Annotated in this window: 10 protein-coding genes; 9 read left to right on the top strand and 1 reads right to left on the bottom strand. The window is 52.1% G+C overall.

Features of this window, described 5'->3' with window-relative positions; translation table 11 throughout:
* The first annotated feature begins 743 nt into the window (after window positions 1-743).
* The 7 genes from aroC (at window position 744) to ACKWCC_RS00715 (ending at window position 8,172) form a co-directional block, all read left to right on the top strand.
* Complete coding sequence (gene aroC, locus ACKWCC_RS00745; RefSeq protein ID WP_413993970.1) at window positions 744-1,814, top strand: chorismate synthase; 1,071 nt, start codon at window positions 744-746, stop codon at window positions 1,812-1,814.
* Between the two features lie 215 nt (window positions 1,815-2,029).
* Complete coding sequence (locus ACKWCC_RS00740) at window positions 2,030-3,355, top strand: dicarboxylate/amino acid:cation symporter (protein ID WP_413993969.1); 1,326 nt, start codon at window positions 2,030-2,032, stop codon at window positions 3,353-3,355.
* Between the two features lie 136 nt (window positions 3,356-3,491).
* On the top strand, window positions 3,492-4,523 hold the full coding sequence (gene gshB / locus ACKWCC_RS00735; RefSeq protein ID WP_413993968.1) for a glutathione synthase: 1,032 nt from the start codon (window positions 3,492-3,494) through the stop codon (window positions 4,521-4,523).
* Window positions 4,516-5,340, top strand: a complete 825-nt coding sequence (locus tag ACKWCC_RS00730; protein ID WP_413993967.1) for an N-formylglutamate amidohydrolase — start codon at window positions 4,516-4,518, stop codon at window positions 5,338-5,340. Before gshB ends, ACKWCC_RS00730 begins: the two co-directional genes overlap by 8 nt.
* Window positions 5,337-6,509, top strand: coding sequence for a flavohemoglobin expression-modulating QEGLA motif protein (locus ACKWCC_RS00725; protein WP_413993966.1), 1,173 nt, complete (start codon window positions 5,337-5,339; stop codon window positions 6,507-6,509). Before ACKWCC_RS00730 ends, ACKWCC_RS00725 begins: the two co-directional genes overlap by 4 nt.
* Window positions 6,509-7,369 (top strand): alpha/beta hydrolase, encoded by an 861-nt coding sequence (locus ACKWCC_RS00720; protein ID WP_413993965.1) that lies wholly within the window; start codon window positions 6,509-6,511, stop codon window positions 7,367-7,369. The genes ACKWCC_RS00725 and ACKWCC_RS00720 overlap by 1 nt, the downstream gene beginning before the upstream one ends.
* Window positions 7,369-8,172: an alpha/beta hydrolase gene (locus ACKWCC_RS00715; RefSeq protein WP_413993964.1), complete on the top strand. Its 804-nt coding sequence runs from the start codon at window positions 7,369-7,371 to the stop codon at window positions 8,170-8,172. The genes ACKWCC_RS00720 and ACKWCC_RS00715 overlap by 1 nt, the downstream gene beginning before the upstream one ends.
* A 775-nt stretch (window positions 8,173-8,947) precedes the next feature.
* On the opposite strand, the gene ACKWCC_RS00710 is transcribed toward ACKWCC_RS00715, so the two are convergent.
* Window positions 8,948-9,355: a thiol-disulfide oxidoreductase DCC family protein gene (locus ACKWCC_RS00710; protein ID WP_413993963.1), complete on the bottom strand. Its 408-nt coding sequence runs from the start codon at window positions 9,353-9,355 to the stop codon at window positions 8,948-8,950.
* Window positions 9,356-9,665: 310 nt separating this feature from the next.
* Here ACKWCC_RS00710 and ACKWCC_RS00705 point away from each other — a divergent pair, with 310 nt between their 5' ends.
* Window positions 9,666-11,687, top strand: coding sequence for a thiol-activated cytolysin family protein (locus ACKWCC_RS00705; RefSeq protein ID WP_413993962.1), 2,022 nt, complete (start codon window positions 9,666-9,668; stop codon window positions 11,685-11,687).
* Between the two features lie 233 nt (window positions 11,688-11,920).
* Window positions 11,921-13,933 carry a thiol-activated cytolysin family protein gene (locus ACKWCC_RS00700; RefSeq protein WP_413993961.1) on the top strand — a complete coding sequence of 671 codons (2,013 nt, stop codon included), beginning with the start codon at window positions 11,921-11,923 and terminating at the stop codon, window positions 13,931-13,933.
* Window positions 13,934-14,149 lie beyond the last annotated feature (216 nt).

The following is a 14,149-nucleotide window of genomic DNA, read 5'->3' as shown; positions in this document are numbered from 1 at the left end:
CATATTGTCGTTAAAAAAAAATTCCGTAACTACTGCCATGCCTTGCCTTCGCAGCATCTCGCCCATAGCACTTGCTATGTCGTGCCTAAATCTGCCACAAAATCCACTCCCGCACCTGCGGGAGCCTTATACGCCAATTCAGCTTTAACTTAACACTAGGTGATTTATGGGGGCATTTTTCTGCCCCAGCCCTTCGGGTACGGTGGCAAAGAACCATTACAAAATATTTTTGCGGGAAAACTGCCCATCCAATTTTGGCGGGACCATGACAAAGGTGGGTAAATACTCTTGTTTTCCGTGTGACTTAAAACGGCAAGACCTAAGACGTTGGATTTTATATTTGTCGCCCTATAAATTACATGGATTTACTTTCCGGGTGATTGTAATCGGGCCTATTTTTGGTCATACATCTTAGAGGCCTATGTCTGGCCAATACCATTTTCGTTTTCACAATATGGGTGGTAGAACCCCAATTTTGAGGGAAGTACAAATGGGGGGCGAACCACGCCCGCGTCCCGTGCCAAGGAACCGACTGCCATAGGCCATGGGGCTGGTTTCTTTCTGGGTATGGAGTTCAAAAAATGGCACGGCCTTTGGTTCCGGCAAGCGCCTCACGGACATCATTGGTCATGTTTGGGATGTGCTCTAGGGTTGGCCTAGGTGGGCAAACAAATTTTTATCTCACCACATTAAGATTTACCTTTGGTTTTTGTCCGCTTGGGGCAAGACCAAAAGAACACAGTATGGCCGGAAACAGTTTTGGACACCTTTTTAGGGTAACCACCTTTGGGGAATCGCACGGAAGTGCCATTGGCGGGGTATTGGACGGATGTCCCGCGGGGATTGCCCTGGACCTGGAAGCGGTGCAAAAAGAGCTCAATAGAAGAAAACCGGGCCAGTCGGCCATCGTCACCCAACGCAAGGAACCCGATGCCGTGGAGTTCTTTTCGGGTATTTTTGAGGGCAAGACCACCGGAACGCCCATTGGTTTCGCCATTTACAACACCAATCAGAAATCCAAGGACTACGGGCACATCAAGGACTCTTACCGCCCTTCGCATGCCGATTATGTGTACGACAAAAAATATGGCTTCCGCGATTATCGAGGTGGTGGCCGTAGCTCTGCCAGGGAAACGGCCAGTAGGGTGGTGGCCGGGGCCATTGCCAAGCAGTTTCTGCAAGGGGTGGCCATTAATGCCTACGTTTCCCAGGTGGGCCCTTTGACCTTGGAAAAAGGGTACCAGGAGTTGGACCTTTCTTTGGTTGAGAGCAATCCCGTCCGTTGTCCGGATGCGGAAATGGCCGCGAAAATGGAAGAACACATCAAGGCGGTACGGAAAGAGGGCGATACCATTGGCGGTGTCATTACCTGTGTGGCCAAAAACGTCCCGGTGGGCCTTGGCGAACCGGTTTTTGATAAGTTGCATGCCGAACTGGGAAAAGCCATGCTCTCCATCAACGCCGTAAAGGGGTTTGAATATGGCAGTGGCTTTGCGGGCGTAAAAATGAAGGGCAGCGAACACAACGACAAATTTAGGCCAGACGGCTCCACGGAATCCAATCACAGTGGTGGCATTCAAGGAGGTATAAGCAACGGGATGGACATTTACTTTAAGGTGGCCTTTAAGCCCGTGGCCACCGTAATTCAGGGATACGAGACCATAGACAGGCAAGGGAACATGGTGCAGACAAAGGGCAAGGGCAGGCACGATCCCTGCGTGGTGCCAAGGGCCGTGCCCATTGTGGAGGCCATGACCGCCCTGGTGCTGGCAGATCATGCCTTGATCAACAGGACCATCAAGACCACGCCTTGAGCTTGGCGCGGGTAGGGCCCAGAGTAAGGGGTCCCCGCCCGAGGGGAAATCTATTGGTTTTTTTCTTTTTGGGGTTCAGTAACATGGGGTAGTGATCGGCAAGGGGGAGAGGTGGCCACTATGGGGATGGCGGCCGAGAACAAGATGTTTTTGGGACATCGTTCCCAATACTTCGCATATAAATATTATCTTACCCTCCGAACCAAATTTGTTTTATGAGGAAACTGGAATTGCACTGGCAAATCCTGATTGGAATGCTGTTGGGCCTTCTTTTCGGGTTTGGAATGACGTTTTTGTCCGGCGGGGCAGCTTTTGTTAACGACTGGATCAACCCCATTGGGACCATTTTTGTGAAGCTCTTGAAGCTCATTGCCATTCCCCTGATACTGGCTTCCCTCGTAAAGGGCATATCGGACCTCAAGGACATCTCCAAGTTCAGGGACATTGGTCTGCGCACCATTGTCATTTATGTGGCCACCACGGTAGTGGCCATTACCATTGGCCTGTTGTTGGTAAATCTTTTGAAACCGGGAAACGGCATCGGGGAAGACACCATTGCCAAGCTCACGGAAACTTATGGCGGGGATAGTGGCGTTACCGCTAAACTGGAAGAAGCTTCGCGCCAAAAGGACAGCGGCCCGCTGCAGTTTCTGGAAGACATTGTGCCGGACAACGCCTTTGCCGCCCTCAGTGACAACGCCCTGATGCTTCAGGTCATTTTTTTCACCATATTTTTGGGAATTTCCATGTTGCTCATAGGAGAGGAGCGCTCCAAGCCCCTAAAGGATTTTTTTGATGCCCTGAACGAGGTGGTGCTCAAAATGGTGGACCTTATCATGCTCACGGCCCCGGTGGCCGTGTTCGCCCTTTTGGCCAATGTGGTGGTCTCCTCGGGCGACCCCGATCTTTTGGTGGCCCTCTTAAAGTATGCCGGGGTGGTGGTTTTGGGGCTCTCCTTAATGATCGTCTTTTACAGCGTGGTGGTTTCCGTCTTTACCCGGTACAATCCCTTTAATTTTTTGAGCAAGATCAGTCCGGCCCAGCTTTTGGCCTTTTCCACCAGCAGCAGTGCGGCCACCCTTCCGGTGACCATGGAGCGGGTAGAGGAGCATATTGGGGTGCACAAGGAAGTGAGCAGTTTTGTACTGCCCGTGGGGGCCACCATTAATATGGACGGCACCAGCCTCTACCAAGGGGTGGCCGCCGTGTTCATATCCCAGGCCCTGGGCTTTGACCTTACGTTCGGCGATCAGCTCACCATTGTGCTCACGGCCCTTTTGGCCTCCATTGGCTCGGCGGCCGTTCCCGGTGCGGGAATGGTCATGTTGGTCATTGTGCTGGAATCCATTGGTTTCCCTCCGGATAAGCTCGCCATAGGCCTGGCCCTGATCTTTGCGGTAGATCGGCCCTTGGACATGTGCCGCACCGTGGTGAACGTTACCGGAGATGCCTGTGTGTCCATGATGGTGGCCAAGTCCGTGGGCAAGTTGGGCAAACCCCGGGTAAAGCATTGGGACGACCATTACCACAAGGTAAAATAGGGCGGCTCGGACTGGGTTTCACGTTTGGTGGCGGAGCGCTGGGCACCAGAGCTTCCCGTATGGGCAAGTATTTGCCATGGAAAGCTTCCGAAGCCCCAAGATTTGCTATTTTTAGAAAACCCAAACCCATCAGCTTATGAACATTTGTTTTTTAATGTACCCCTGGGAGGAAATAGATGCGGAGAACGATACCAGCTTGGCCCTGATCCACGAGTGCGTAAAAAGAAAGCACGGGGTTGCCCTTTGTTCTCCCGCAAATCTCACCATCCGCAACAGCGTTACCAATGCCTTTTGTACGGTACTGAACAGAACGGAAAAGGTGTCTGCCAGCTTAAAATCGTTTTATAAGCAGACCACCTTGAGGGAAGAAATGTTGCCCTTGGCCGGTTTCGATGTCATCTTTATGCGGGCCAATCCGCCCCTGGACCCATTAATGCTCAACTTTTTGGACTCCGTAAAGGATGATGTCTTCATCATGAACTCCCTCCAGGGCCTGCGTGAGGCCAACAATAAGCTCTACACGGCGGCCTTTGGCGATTCGCACAGCAACATCATACCCGCCACCCACGTATCCAAAAACAAAAACTACCTCATACGCCAGATCAAGGAATCCAAGGCGGACAAGATGATCCTAAAGCCCTTGAACGGTTTTGGCGGTTCTGGGGTGATATTGATCGAAAAATCGGCCATGAGCAGCATTAAGTCCCTGTTGGATTTTTACATCACCAATGCAGATGGGACCTCCAATTACGTGATCCTACAAGAATACATTGAGGGGGCGGACCAAGGAGACGTCAGGGTACTGATGCTCAATGGCGAGGTCATTGGGGCCATGAAGCGCGTTCCGGGCTCGGACGATCATCGTTCCAATGTATCTGCCGGTGGCACGGTGGCCAAACATGCACTGACCAAGCAGGAGAAGGCCCTTTGCAAACAGATCGGGCCCAAATTGGTCAAGGACGGCCTCTTTTTTGTGGGCATTGACGTCATAGGGGGCAAGTTGGTGGAAGTGAACGTCATGAGCCCCGGTGGCGTAACCTATATGAACAAGGTGTACAAGACCAAGATACAGGCCAAGGTCATTGATTTTGTGGAGAGCAAGGTGCTGGACAAGCTGCAGGCCTTTGATCGGCGCTCCCGACTGCGAAACGAGGTGGACAATGCTTAGGCTCCCTGCCACGGAGATGGTGGCCCGCATCCGCGACAAGGAATGTTTCCATGCCGTTTGCGACGATTATTCCTTTACCCTTAAGATCGAAGACTACGCGCCCTATGTCTGTGCCGCCGTGCATGACGGGCACCAGTTTAGGCCATCGCTCTGGGAGCATTGCCTGCATACGGAGCACGAACGCTGGTACGAGGAAGACCCCTGTACCAAACAGATGGTGGATGCCCACCCCATTGTGCTGGCCGGATGCGACAGCAGATTCGAGTACGACTTGAACAGGCCGCCTGAAACGGCCATATACACAGATGCTTGGGGAAAAAAACTTTGGCGAAACCCCTTGCCCGAAACCGAGCGGCGCAAGAGCCTGGAAAAGCATGGGGCCTTCTATGGGGTGGTGCATGCCCTTATCGGCACATTGGAAGCGATGCACGGCAAGCTTTTGGTTTTTGACATGCACAGCTACAACTGGAAGCGATGGGACCGCCCAGTGCCCACTTGGAACTTGGGCACCGCCAATGTGGACGGTGCGCGATATGCGGAGACCATCCGCAGCTGGAGCAAAAGATTGGGCGGTATCACGTTGCCGCACGGCATTCCCGAAACTTCCGGCATCAACGACACCTTTCAGGGCAACGGCCACTTTCTAAAGTACATTACCGGACACTTTGGCCATACCCTGGTGCTGGCCACTGAAGTGGCCAAGGTGTACTGTGACGAGCACACGGGAACCATTTTTCCGGAGGTGGTGCAGGCCGTGGCCTCCCAATTGAAAGAATTGATACCTTTACAGGCATCTGAATTTCATAAAAGAACATGATCGCCACCCCACATTCCATTGCCTTGCATAAAACCCACGAACCTTTGTTCGAGATCGATGGCAACTTAGATCGGCTCATCCGTAAAATTGAGCTGTTGAGCTACGTGAACCCCTTGAACATAGAAAAGGAGAAGCAACTCTTCTTCGCTTCAAAATATACGGCAAACCCTACCTTTCGTTATCCGAAATTAAAATTCCAGCCCTACAAACTGCACCGCTTGTTCTTTTCCCAGCGCTTGGAGCGCATAGCGGACGATGAACTGCGGGCCATGTACGAAGAAACCATATACTATTACGCCAATATGGTGCAGTGCATTGCCACCATTGGCCAAAAAAGGCGCTTTCACTACAATTCTTTGCGGGTGTACGGTTCGCCCAATGAAAAGGATGTGGAAAACGCCAAGTTCATTCTCCATTTTGCCGATGCCCCCAGGGCACGGGTCATGGAAAAAACCTTTGGCCCCGATGATGCCAAGGCCTATTTTGAAGCCTTTTCCAAACGGTACGATTTTCCGCTTAACATTAAGTTTTCCACCCATATCGCCGCCGATGCCATGGTGAGCAATGCCACCGAGACCCTGCTCATTAAGCGCAACGCCAAGTTCAGCAAGAACCAATTGCTCACCTTGGCCAACCACGAAATAGGGGTGCACCTGGTCACCACCTACAATGCGCGGCAACAGCCCCTGCAAATATTCTCCAACGGGTTCCCAAAGAATGTGGAGACCCAGGAAGGTCTGGCCGTGTTCAGCGAGTACATGAGCGGGGCGCTCACCCTTAAAAGACTTAAAGAATTGTCTTATAGGGTTTTGGCATCGGACAGTTTGATCAAAGGTTACAGCTTTTCCGATACCTTCGATATGATCCACAACCAGTACAAACTTAACCGGGACGATGCCTTTTCCATTACCTTGAGGGCGCATAGGGGAGGAGGTCTTACCAAAGACCGGCTCTATCTCAGTGGTCTTCGGAAAATTTACAAGCGCTACAGGCAAGGGGGCTCCATGGAGCCGCTATTGTCCGGCAAGGTCTCGCTGGATGCAGAAGATGTCATAGAGAAAATGCAGCAACTTGGTCTGGCCAAACGAAACAAACATACCAATCTGGCCTTTAAGGAAAATTTGAACACGGACAAAACCCTGGACTTTATCCTAAACCACTTGAAATAATGCAATGGGGCCCATTTATCGTTGTTGTTGTGGTGCTCTTTCTCCTGGCCAATGTCATCGCCTATTTTCTTCAGGAACGCCTCATCTTTAAACCGGAAAGGCTTCCTGACGATTTTGAGTTTAAGTATGAAAACCAAGTGTTTGACGAGTACAATATTGAGGTGGCCGAAGGGGTGAACCTCAACGGGATACATTTCAAGGTGCGCAAGCCCAAGGGCATTGTGCTCTACCTCAAGGGCAATTCCAGGAGCCTAAAGGGCTGGGGTAAGTTTGCCATAGATTTTACCCGCCACGGTTTTGATGTGTTGATGATCGATTACAGGGGGTTTGGCAAGAGCACCGGCGTGCGCACGGAGGCGGGGATAAAGAAAGACCTACAGTACGCCTACGACGTTTTAAAGGCACAGGTGCCGGAAAAGTACATTGTGCTCTACGGCCGGTCCCTTGGCTCTGGTTTTGCCGCCAAGCTGGCCTCAAAGAACAACCCGCGGATGCTCATTTTGGATGCCCCCTATTACAGCATGCGGCACATTGCCAAGAGGTACCTGCCCGTAATGCCCGTGTCCCTCCTGCTGCGTTTTCCCATAAGGACCTATAAATGGTTGGAGTACGTACGCTGCCCCGTTAAGATCTTGCACGGCACCAATGACCGGCTCATCTCTTTCAACACCAGCATAAAACTCTCCAAGGTGAACCCCGAGCGTTCGCGGCTGTATCCCATTATTGGTGGCGGACACAACAACTTGCACACCTTTCCCCAATACCATCGGTTTTTGGAGGAAATCTTACATTCCAAGCTGCCAAAGGAAATAGACCCGGCAACAAGCAGTTTTGGCTTTAAGAAAAAACAGCAGCGATGATGAAACGATTCTTGCGTGTTCTGGGCCTCTTGGGCATTACCTTAATCTTTTTTTGGACCATGTTGTACTTTTTTCAGGAAAAAATGATCTTTCACAGCACCGCCCTACCGCAAGACCATAAGTTTGCCTTTGATCGGCCCTTTGAGGAACTTTTCATGACCGCCCCGGATGGTGCCGTGCTAAACGGCCTACACTTCCGGGCAGACGAACCCAAGGGCATCTTGCTCTACAGCCACGGGAATGCGGGGGAGTTGGATTCCTGGGGCCAGTGGGGCGTTATTTTGGCGGAACGCTACCGTTACGATGTGGTGATCTGGGATTACCGCGGATACGGCAAAAGCACCGGGGAACGACGGCAAGACAAGATGCTGGATGATGGTCTCCTCTTCTATGATTATTGTGCCGCTCAATTTCCAGAATCGAACATTACCGTGTACGGCCGGTCTTTGGGCGGTTTTTTCGCCACCCATATGGCCAGGCAACGACAACCCGCCCGGATGCTGTTGGAGTCCACCCCTGTGAGCATCCTGGAAGTGGCCAAGGAGACCTATCCCTTTCTTCCGGTGGATTGGCTGCTGCGCTTTCGGTTTCAAAATCTGGAGAACATGGCCCATATCCAGGTGCCCACCTACATCATCCATGGCACTGATGACAACCTGGTGCCCTTTGCCCACGGCGAACGGTTGTTCCGGGCCTCGGCCGCAAGCGCCAAGGAATTTTTCCCCGTACAAAACGGGAACCACAATGACCTTTCCAGTTTTGAGGAGCGCTATTTTGGTATTCTGAAGCAGTTGCTGAAGTGAGTTGTCATTTGGGGAAGAAAGGCCAAGGTGGGGCATTGCCCATTGCGGAACACCACGGCTTGGTCAGAACAATACCTAAATACACCCCTGTATGGCCAATCAGCCTTTTATTTCGCCTTGTGTGTGTAGATTGGGTAGCGCGTAGGGAAACCTTGTTTTTAGGGCGATTTGAAGCTTGCGCTGGCGGAAAGGGCGCATTTTTTGTTTGATGGGATGCAGCAGAAAGGCCCTTTCAGTTATCCTGCCCAAGGGGAGGTGGTTTTCCACCCCGTTGTGGAAAAGTGGAGGGGTTTTCTTCGTGGCCGCCCGTGGTCATGTTGAGGTGGATTTCCCAGAGCGGGGAAGGGCCTAAGGACACCTTTTGGGTTCGGGCGGGCCCGCCTGTACGAGACATTCGGGCGGGCCCGGTTGAGCAGGGGGGCGTACCAGAATTTTTTTGATTTGATTTTAGAACATCCGTCATGGTCCGCAGTAAGTCCAAAGGGTGAATTCAGGAAGATTGGTGATGGGACCATCTGTAGAAATAAAGACAATGTGAAAGAAACCGAATTTTAATTTTGAAAACCAAACCGGCTCCTCCCCTTGATTAAGGGGAGGTGGTTTTCCACCCCGTTGTGGAAAAGCGGAGGGGTTTTCTTCGTGGGCACCCGTGGTCATGTTGAGGTGGATTTCCCAGAGCGGGGACGGGCCCAAGGACACCTTTTGGGTTCGGGGGGCGGTTGGGGAGGGCAGCTTTTCCAAAGACTTTTATGCTTGTGTCTTGTGGCTGCTATCTTCACTCCAAAAACTTCGCCCTTACCTCGGCTGTGGGCACCATACAGGCCTCTTTTTTTCCGTACCACCCATAGCGATGGCGGGCGATAAAATCGTATACGAAATCCCTTAGGGGTCTGGGAACCCAAAGAAACAGGGCGCTCAGCCTGCGATACCCCTTTAATTGTCTGCCTATGTGCAATGCGGCATCCGATTTGGTGTAGTAGGCCACGCCGGGGTCTATGAGTATTATACTGTCCACCTTTTGGGTGTCAATACCGCGCTCTTGGGTGAGCTGTTGTCCGGTTTCGCCCTGCAGCGCTGCAAAGCGAAAGACATCCTTTTTATCGCGTTTAATGATAAACTGCACGGAGGCATCGCACAGATTGCACACCCCATCGAACAACACAATTTTTTTCTGCTCTTCCACAGGGCAAAGATACGGTGCAGCAAGGGAAATTGAAGCTCAGACTGGGCGAATCCTTGGAGGGGCGCCCTGCAGGGAAAACTTTTATGGGAAAGGCCAAAGAAGGGTCCAGCGTGTTGTTTAACAACGTGTGGGGAATGGGACGGTTTTGTAAAGGTGTACTAAATGGATCTTGATTTTTGTCGGGCAACATGGCCACGGTACATTGGTGGGGGTAGGTTTAAGCAGGTTGTCCATACTTTGTCCATTCCTCTTTTTAGGCGAGAGGCCCATTGGAACATATCTTGGGCAACAAACCAAAAATCCAAACAAAATGAAAAGGTCATCCACAGTCCCATCGTCTTGGACCATCCGTTACGGTTGTTTTTTGTTCTTCTTCCTTTTGCTGTCTTGTGGTAGCGATGATCCGGAAATGGACCTGCCCACGGAGAATGAAGAACAAGTTCCCGAACCCGAAACGGAGCCAGAACCAGAGGGTCTTTTTGCGGATGTGTTGCAATTGGGGGTGCTGCCCAATGCGGTGACCGCGATGTCCAGGGACACGGTTTCTTCCATTGCCACCGAGTCCCAGTTGGTGCGCGAGCTTTTCAACGGAAATTTGGAAAGCGTACGCTACCAGTGTTCGGAACTTGCCATTGAAGCCTCGGCCACCATAAATGAATTGCCCCTTTGGGGCGATGTGGGGGCAGTGGTGTATGCCGGAAGTTTTTTGCAGGGGAATTCCCTGGGCCAATCGGCTCCTCTGGCCCTTCCCGCGAAACGTGCGGGCGGCACCTTGGCACTCACCGGTGCGGACGGATCCGTTTTGGGTACGGTGGAGGTGCCGGAGTTTAACAATACCGAGGTGGCTTTGGCCCGGACCGAGCTACTTACGGCCTTGGACCCGGCAGTGGGTTTGTTTCAAATGGAGGTGGTGGGCATTGCGGACAAAGAGCACTTGGCCTTTGAGTTGGGGTGGCCCCAGGCCGATTTCCAGACCTATTTTGACAGTGGTTTGTCATGGAACGGTGAGGAGGGCGCAAACCGATTCTTGGTCACCCTGCAGCAGAAATACTATGCGCTGAGCTATGAACTTCCCTTGGGCATGGAAGGCTATTTTGACCCCGAAGTGGCCCCGTCCGATCTGGCGCCCTATGTTTCCGAGAACAACCCCGCTGCTTTTGTATCGCAAGTACATTACGGAAGACGGTTTTACCTGCTCTTGGAAACAAGCACCTTTGCCAATACCGCCCTCGAGAAGATCAATACGGCTTTCAGTGCCTTTGAGGGCGGCACGGAGGGGAGCTTGCAGACCGAGGTGCTGAACGACCTGGAATCCCTGTCCGTGACCGTGGCCGTGCGCTCCAACAATGCACAGGGTCCCTACACCGAAATGGGGGACGTGGGCCTGTCCAAGTTGGCCGAGCTGCTTTCCCAACCCGTTGTGCCCGCCAATGCCCAGGCCGTATCCTACGTGGTTCGGGGCGTTTCCCAACCAAACAATAGAGCAGGGTACAGCCTTACAGCACGTTATGAACAGGCTTCATGTGCTAAGGAAGGGGCACTCCCCCCACAAGGTTTTCTTCCCTTGGTGGGACTTTTTGAGGACGGTATTGGTGCCGCCTTCTTTTTTGATGGCGGACATATTGCGGTCTTTAATGGAGCGGGCACCGAGTATGCCTGGCTCAACGCGGTTACCGGACAGATTTCAGCGGTTTACGGCATCAAAGATCCAGACGGGCTTCTCCCCGTCCTTTTTCCGGATGCCGTGGGGGCGGCATTTGCAGGGAGCAACGCCGGAACCATTTATATCTTTGATGAACAAGGCGGCACTGTTGGAATTTATGTAAATACCAATACGCTGTCCAACAACGACCCCACGGCCTTTCCCACCGAGGCTCCCATTAGGCCCTTCATCAGCAGTTTTTCGGGCGAATTGGTAACATCGGAAATCAACCCCTTTTGGCAAACGGCTTCCGCTCCAGGGGAGACGGCTCCGTTTCTGGAATCTGGCATAGAGGCCGCCGTTTATATGGGCCGTGCCAACCAAACAGATCCCACGGACGATGCTTCTTACAGCAATTACAACAATTTTTTCGAAAAAGGACAGAGCAACCGATGGGTAGAGCGAGATGTTCGGGTGGTGAACCGTTCCGCCGATTATTTTTGGAGTCCGGTGTCTGACCTACGGGATGCGGACAGGGCGTTGTTTCCCTTTACGGAGGTGGGCGCGGCCTGTGCCCTGGAGTTGGAACGCGACGTGTACCAACAAGTTTACTTTAACGCAGCCGGAAATCAGTTCTTCATTGCCAATACGGATGAGGAGCTGGTTGCTGGGCCCTATCTGTTATACTAGCCGAGAGATGTGCGAGGCCCCAAGGTCTTGCGGAGCATTTGTTCCAGCACGGGTTTTGGGGTCTTTATCTTTTCCTTGCCATCAAGATGTACATTGATGTTGTATGGCGCTCCAGTTTCTATTTGGGGTTTTTCCATAGTCCGTTGTCTTGTCCATACTTTGTCCATCCGCTTTTCTGGCCATGGCCATTAGTTTGCCATACCTTAGGGAAAGAACCAAAAAAAACAATGAAGATGAAACAGTTGAGAAACAGATATGTGCATTTTGCCGGAATGGTGGTCGTGAGCCTCCCTTTCCTTTTGTTGATGGCCTGCAGTGACAGCGATGACCCTGCAATGGATGTTCCCGAAGAATTGCAGAAAGAAGAACCGGCACCAGTGCCGGAGCCAGAGGGCCTTTTTGCCGATGTGCTCAAGTTGGGCAGTCTGCCCAATGTTGTGCCCACAACTTCAACCGATACCTTGAGCGTGAACCCTGCAGATCCCGAAGTGGCACGCCAGCTCTATAACGGGAATTTGGAAGAGGTGCGCTATACGTGCTCGGAATTTGTCATAGATAAGTCTGCCACCAAAAATGCATTTCCCATTTGGGGAGCACCTGGCACGGTACTGTATCCGGGCAGTTTTTTACAGGGAAACAGTATCGCTTCGGGCACCCCTACGGCCATACCCGCCAAGCGTTCGGGCGGCTCCCTGGTGCTCACCGGGGCGGACAAGGGTATTCTGGGGACAGTCTCCATTCCAGAATTCAACAATACCCAAGTCAGTTTGGGCCGCAGCGAGCTCTTGGATCAGTTCAATCCTGCCCCGGGGCCTTTCCAAATCGCGATTTCACCGGTGGCGAACGCCGCACAACTGGCCTTGGAGATGGGGCTTTCCGAGGCTGATTTTGAAGACCGGTTCGCGACCGCACTGGCCATTGGACAATCGGCGGACGTCAATAGTTTTTGGATTGCCCTGAAACAAGACTATTATGGGGTGAACTATGAACTGCCCTTGGGCATGGAAGGCTATTTTGATGCCTCTGTTGCACCTTCGGACCTTGCCCCCTACATATCGGACACCAATCCGGCGGTCTTTGTTTCTAAGGTGGGCTACGGGCGCCAATTTTATATTCTCCTACAAACCACCACGTTCTCCGGTACAGCGGAGGAAAAGATAGGTGAGGCCTTCCATTCTTTTCAGGAGTCCCTGGAGGGCAACTTGCAGACCGAGATTTTAAACGACCTGGAATCCATGTCCCTCAAAGTGGCCATACGGTCCAACAATGCACAGGGCCCTTATGAGGAACTGGGCGAAGTGGACCTTAATACGCTTGCCGAACTTCTGTCCGAACCTGCGGCCATTGGCAGTGCACAGCCGCTGTTCCATGAAGTGCGCAGCATTGCCCAACCGGAAAACATGGCGGGCCATACCCTAGAAGCCAATTTTAACCTACGGCTATGCCAACTGGAAGGAGCGCTGCCACCGGACAACTTCAGACCCTTGTTGGGCCTGTTTGATGATGGGGTGGGAGCGGCCTTTATGTTTGCCCGCGGCCATATCGTGGTCTTTAACGGTGCGGGAACCTCTTATGCGTGGTTGAACGTAACCACCGGTGCAATTTCACCCATTTACGGCATCAAGGACACCAACGGCCTGTTACCGGTCATTGATGCGGAATATGTGACCGCCGCTTATCACAGAAGTTGGGACACCATGGGCATTGTGGATGAAACTGGCAATACGGTCGAAATTTACCGGAACAATCGTACCCTGTCCTTTGATCCAATGGAGTTCCCAACGGAATCCCCGTTGAACATTGAATTCAACACTAGCACGGGAGAACGATTTAAAATAGCGTTGAACTCGGTTTGGTTTACGGAAAATGCATCAACGGACATAGCCAGTGTTCTAAACTCCGGCATTGGCGCTGCCCTTTATCTTGGGAGAGCGGAAGATGTAGATCCAACCGATGAGTTTTCATTCAGTGACTTTCATAATTTTTATCAGGCAGAACTGCCCAACCGCTGGGTGGAACTGGACCGAAGGCGAGCCAACAGCAATACCGTACTCTTGTGGGAGGGTATTTTTGACCTGAACACCCTGCCCAAAGACGTGTTTCCTTTTAAAGCGGTCGGAGCCGCCTGCGCCCTGGAGCTGGACAATAGGATGTACCAACAGGTATATTTTAACGGGGACGGTACCCAATTCTTTATTGCCAATGCCAACGAAGGGCTCGTTGCCGGGCCGTATTTGTTGTACTAGGCGAATGGTGGCTGAGCCCCTAAGGGATTTTACCCTTCTTGGTTTCAGATTCTTTGGGGGCTTTTGCTTCCACGTGTCCGTCAACAATCATGATCTGCCCGTACGGGCGTACGGAGCCGTCTGCTTTGTGCAAGCGGAGCCGAAGGTGGCCGTTTGTTGTTTGTTCAATGTGGTAGCAGAAAAGCGGTCATCAGTCAGAAGTGAGGAAATTAAATA

This window comes from Maribacter aquimarinus, assembly GCF_047345505.1.
GTDB lineage: Bacteria > Bacteroidota > Bacteroidia > Flavobacteriales > Flavobacteriaceae > Maribacter.
This window is presented reverse-complemented; position numbering and strand designations above follow the sequence as displayed.

What these genes read in the sequence shown, in the direction of transcription:
- aroC (WP_413993970.1), top strand. Translation starts at nt 744, where the DNA reads ATGGCCGGAAACAGTTTTGGACACCTTTTTAGGGTAACCACCTTTGGG.
- ACKWCC_RS00740 (WP_413993969.1), top strand. Translation starts at nt 2,030, where the DNA reads ATGAGGAAACTGGAATTGCACTGGCAAATCCTGATTGGAATGCTGTTG.
- gshB (WP_413993968.1), top strand. Translation starts at nt 3,492, where the DNA reads ATGAACATTTGTTTTTTAATGTACCCCTGGGAGGAAATAGATGCGGAG.
- ACKWCC_RS00730 (WP_413993967.1), top strand. Translation starts at nt 4,516, where the DNA reads ATGCTTAGGCTCCCTGCCACGGAGATGGTGGCCCGCATCCGCGACAAG.
- ACKWCC_RS00725 (WP_413993966.1), top strand. Translation starts at nt 5,337, where the DNA reads ATGATCGCCACCCCACATTCCATTGCCTTGCATAAAACCCACGAACCT.
- ACKWCC_RS00720 (WP_413993965.1), top strand. Translation starts at nt 6,509, where the DNA reads ATGCAATGGGGCCCATTTATCGTTGTTGTTGTGGTGCTCTTTCTCCTG.
- ACKWCC_RS00715 (WP_413993964.1), top strand. Translation starts at nt 7,369, where the DNA reads ATGAAACGATTCTTGCGTGTTCTGGGCCTCTTGGGCATTACCTTAATC.
- ACKWCC_RS00705 (WP_413993962.1), top strand. Translation starts at nt 9,666, where the DNA reads ATGAAAAGGTCATCCACAGTCCCATCGTCTTGGACCATCCGTTACGGT.
- ACKWCC_RS00700 (WP_413993961.1), top strand. Translation starts at nt 11,921, where the DNA reads ATGAAACAGTTGAGAAACAGATATGTGCATTTTGCCGGAATGGTGGTC.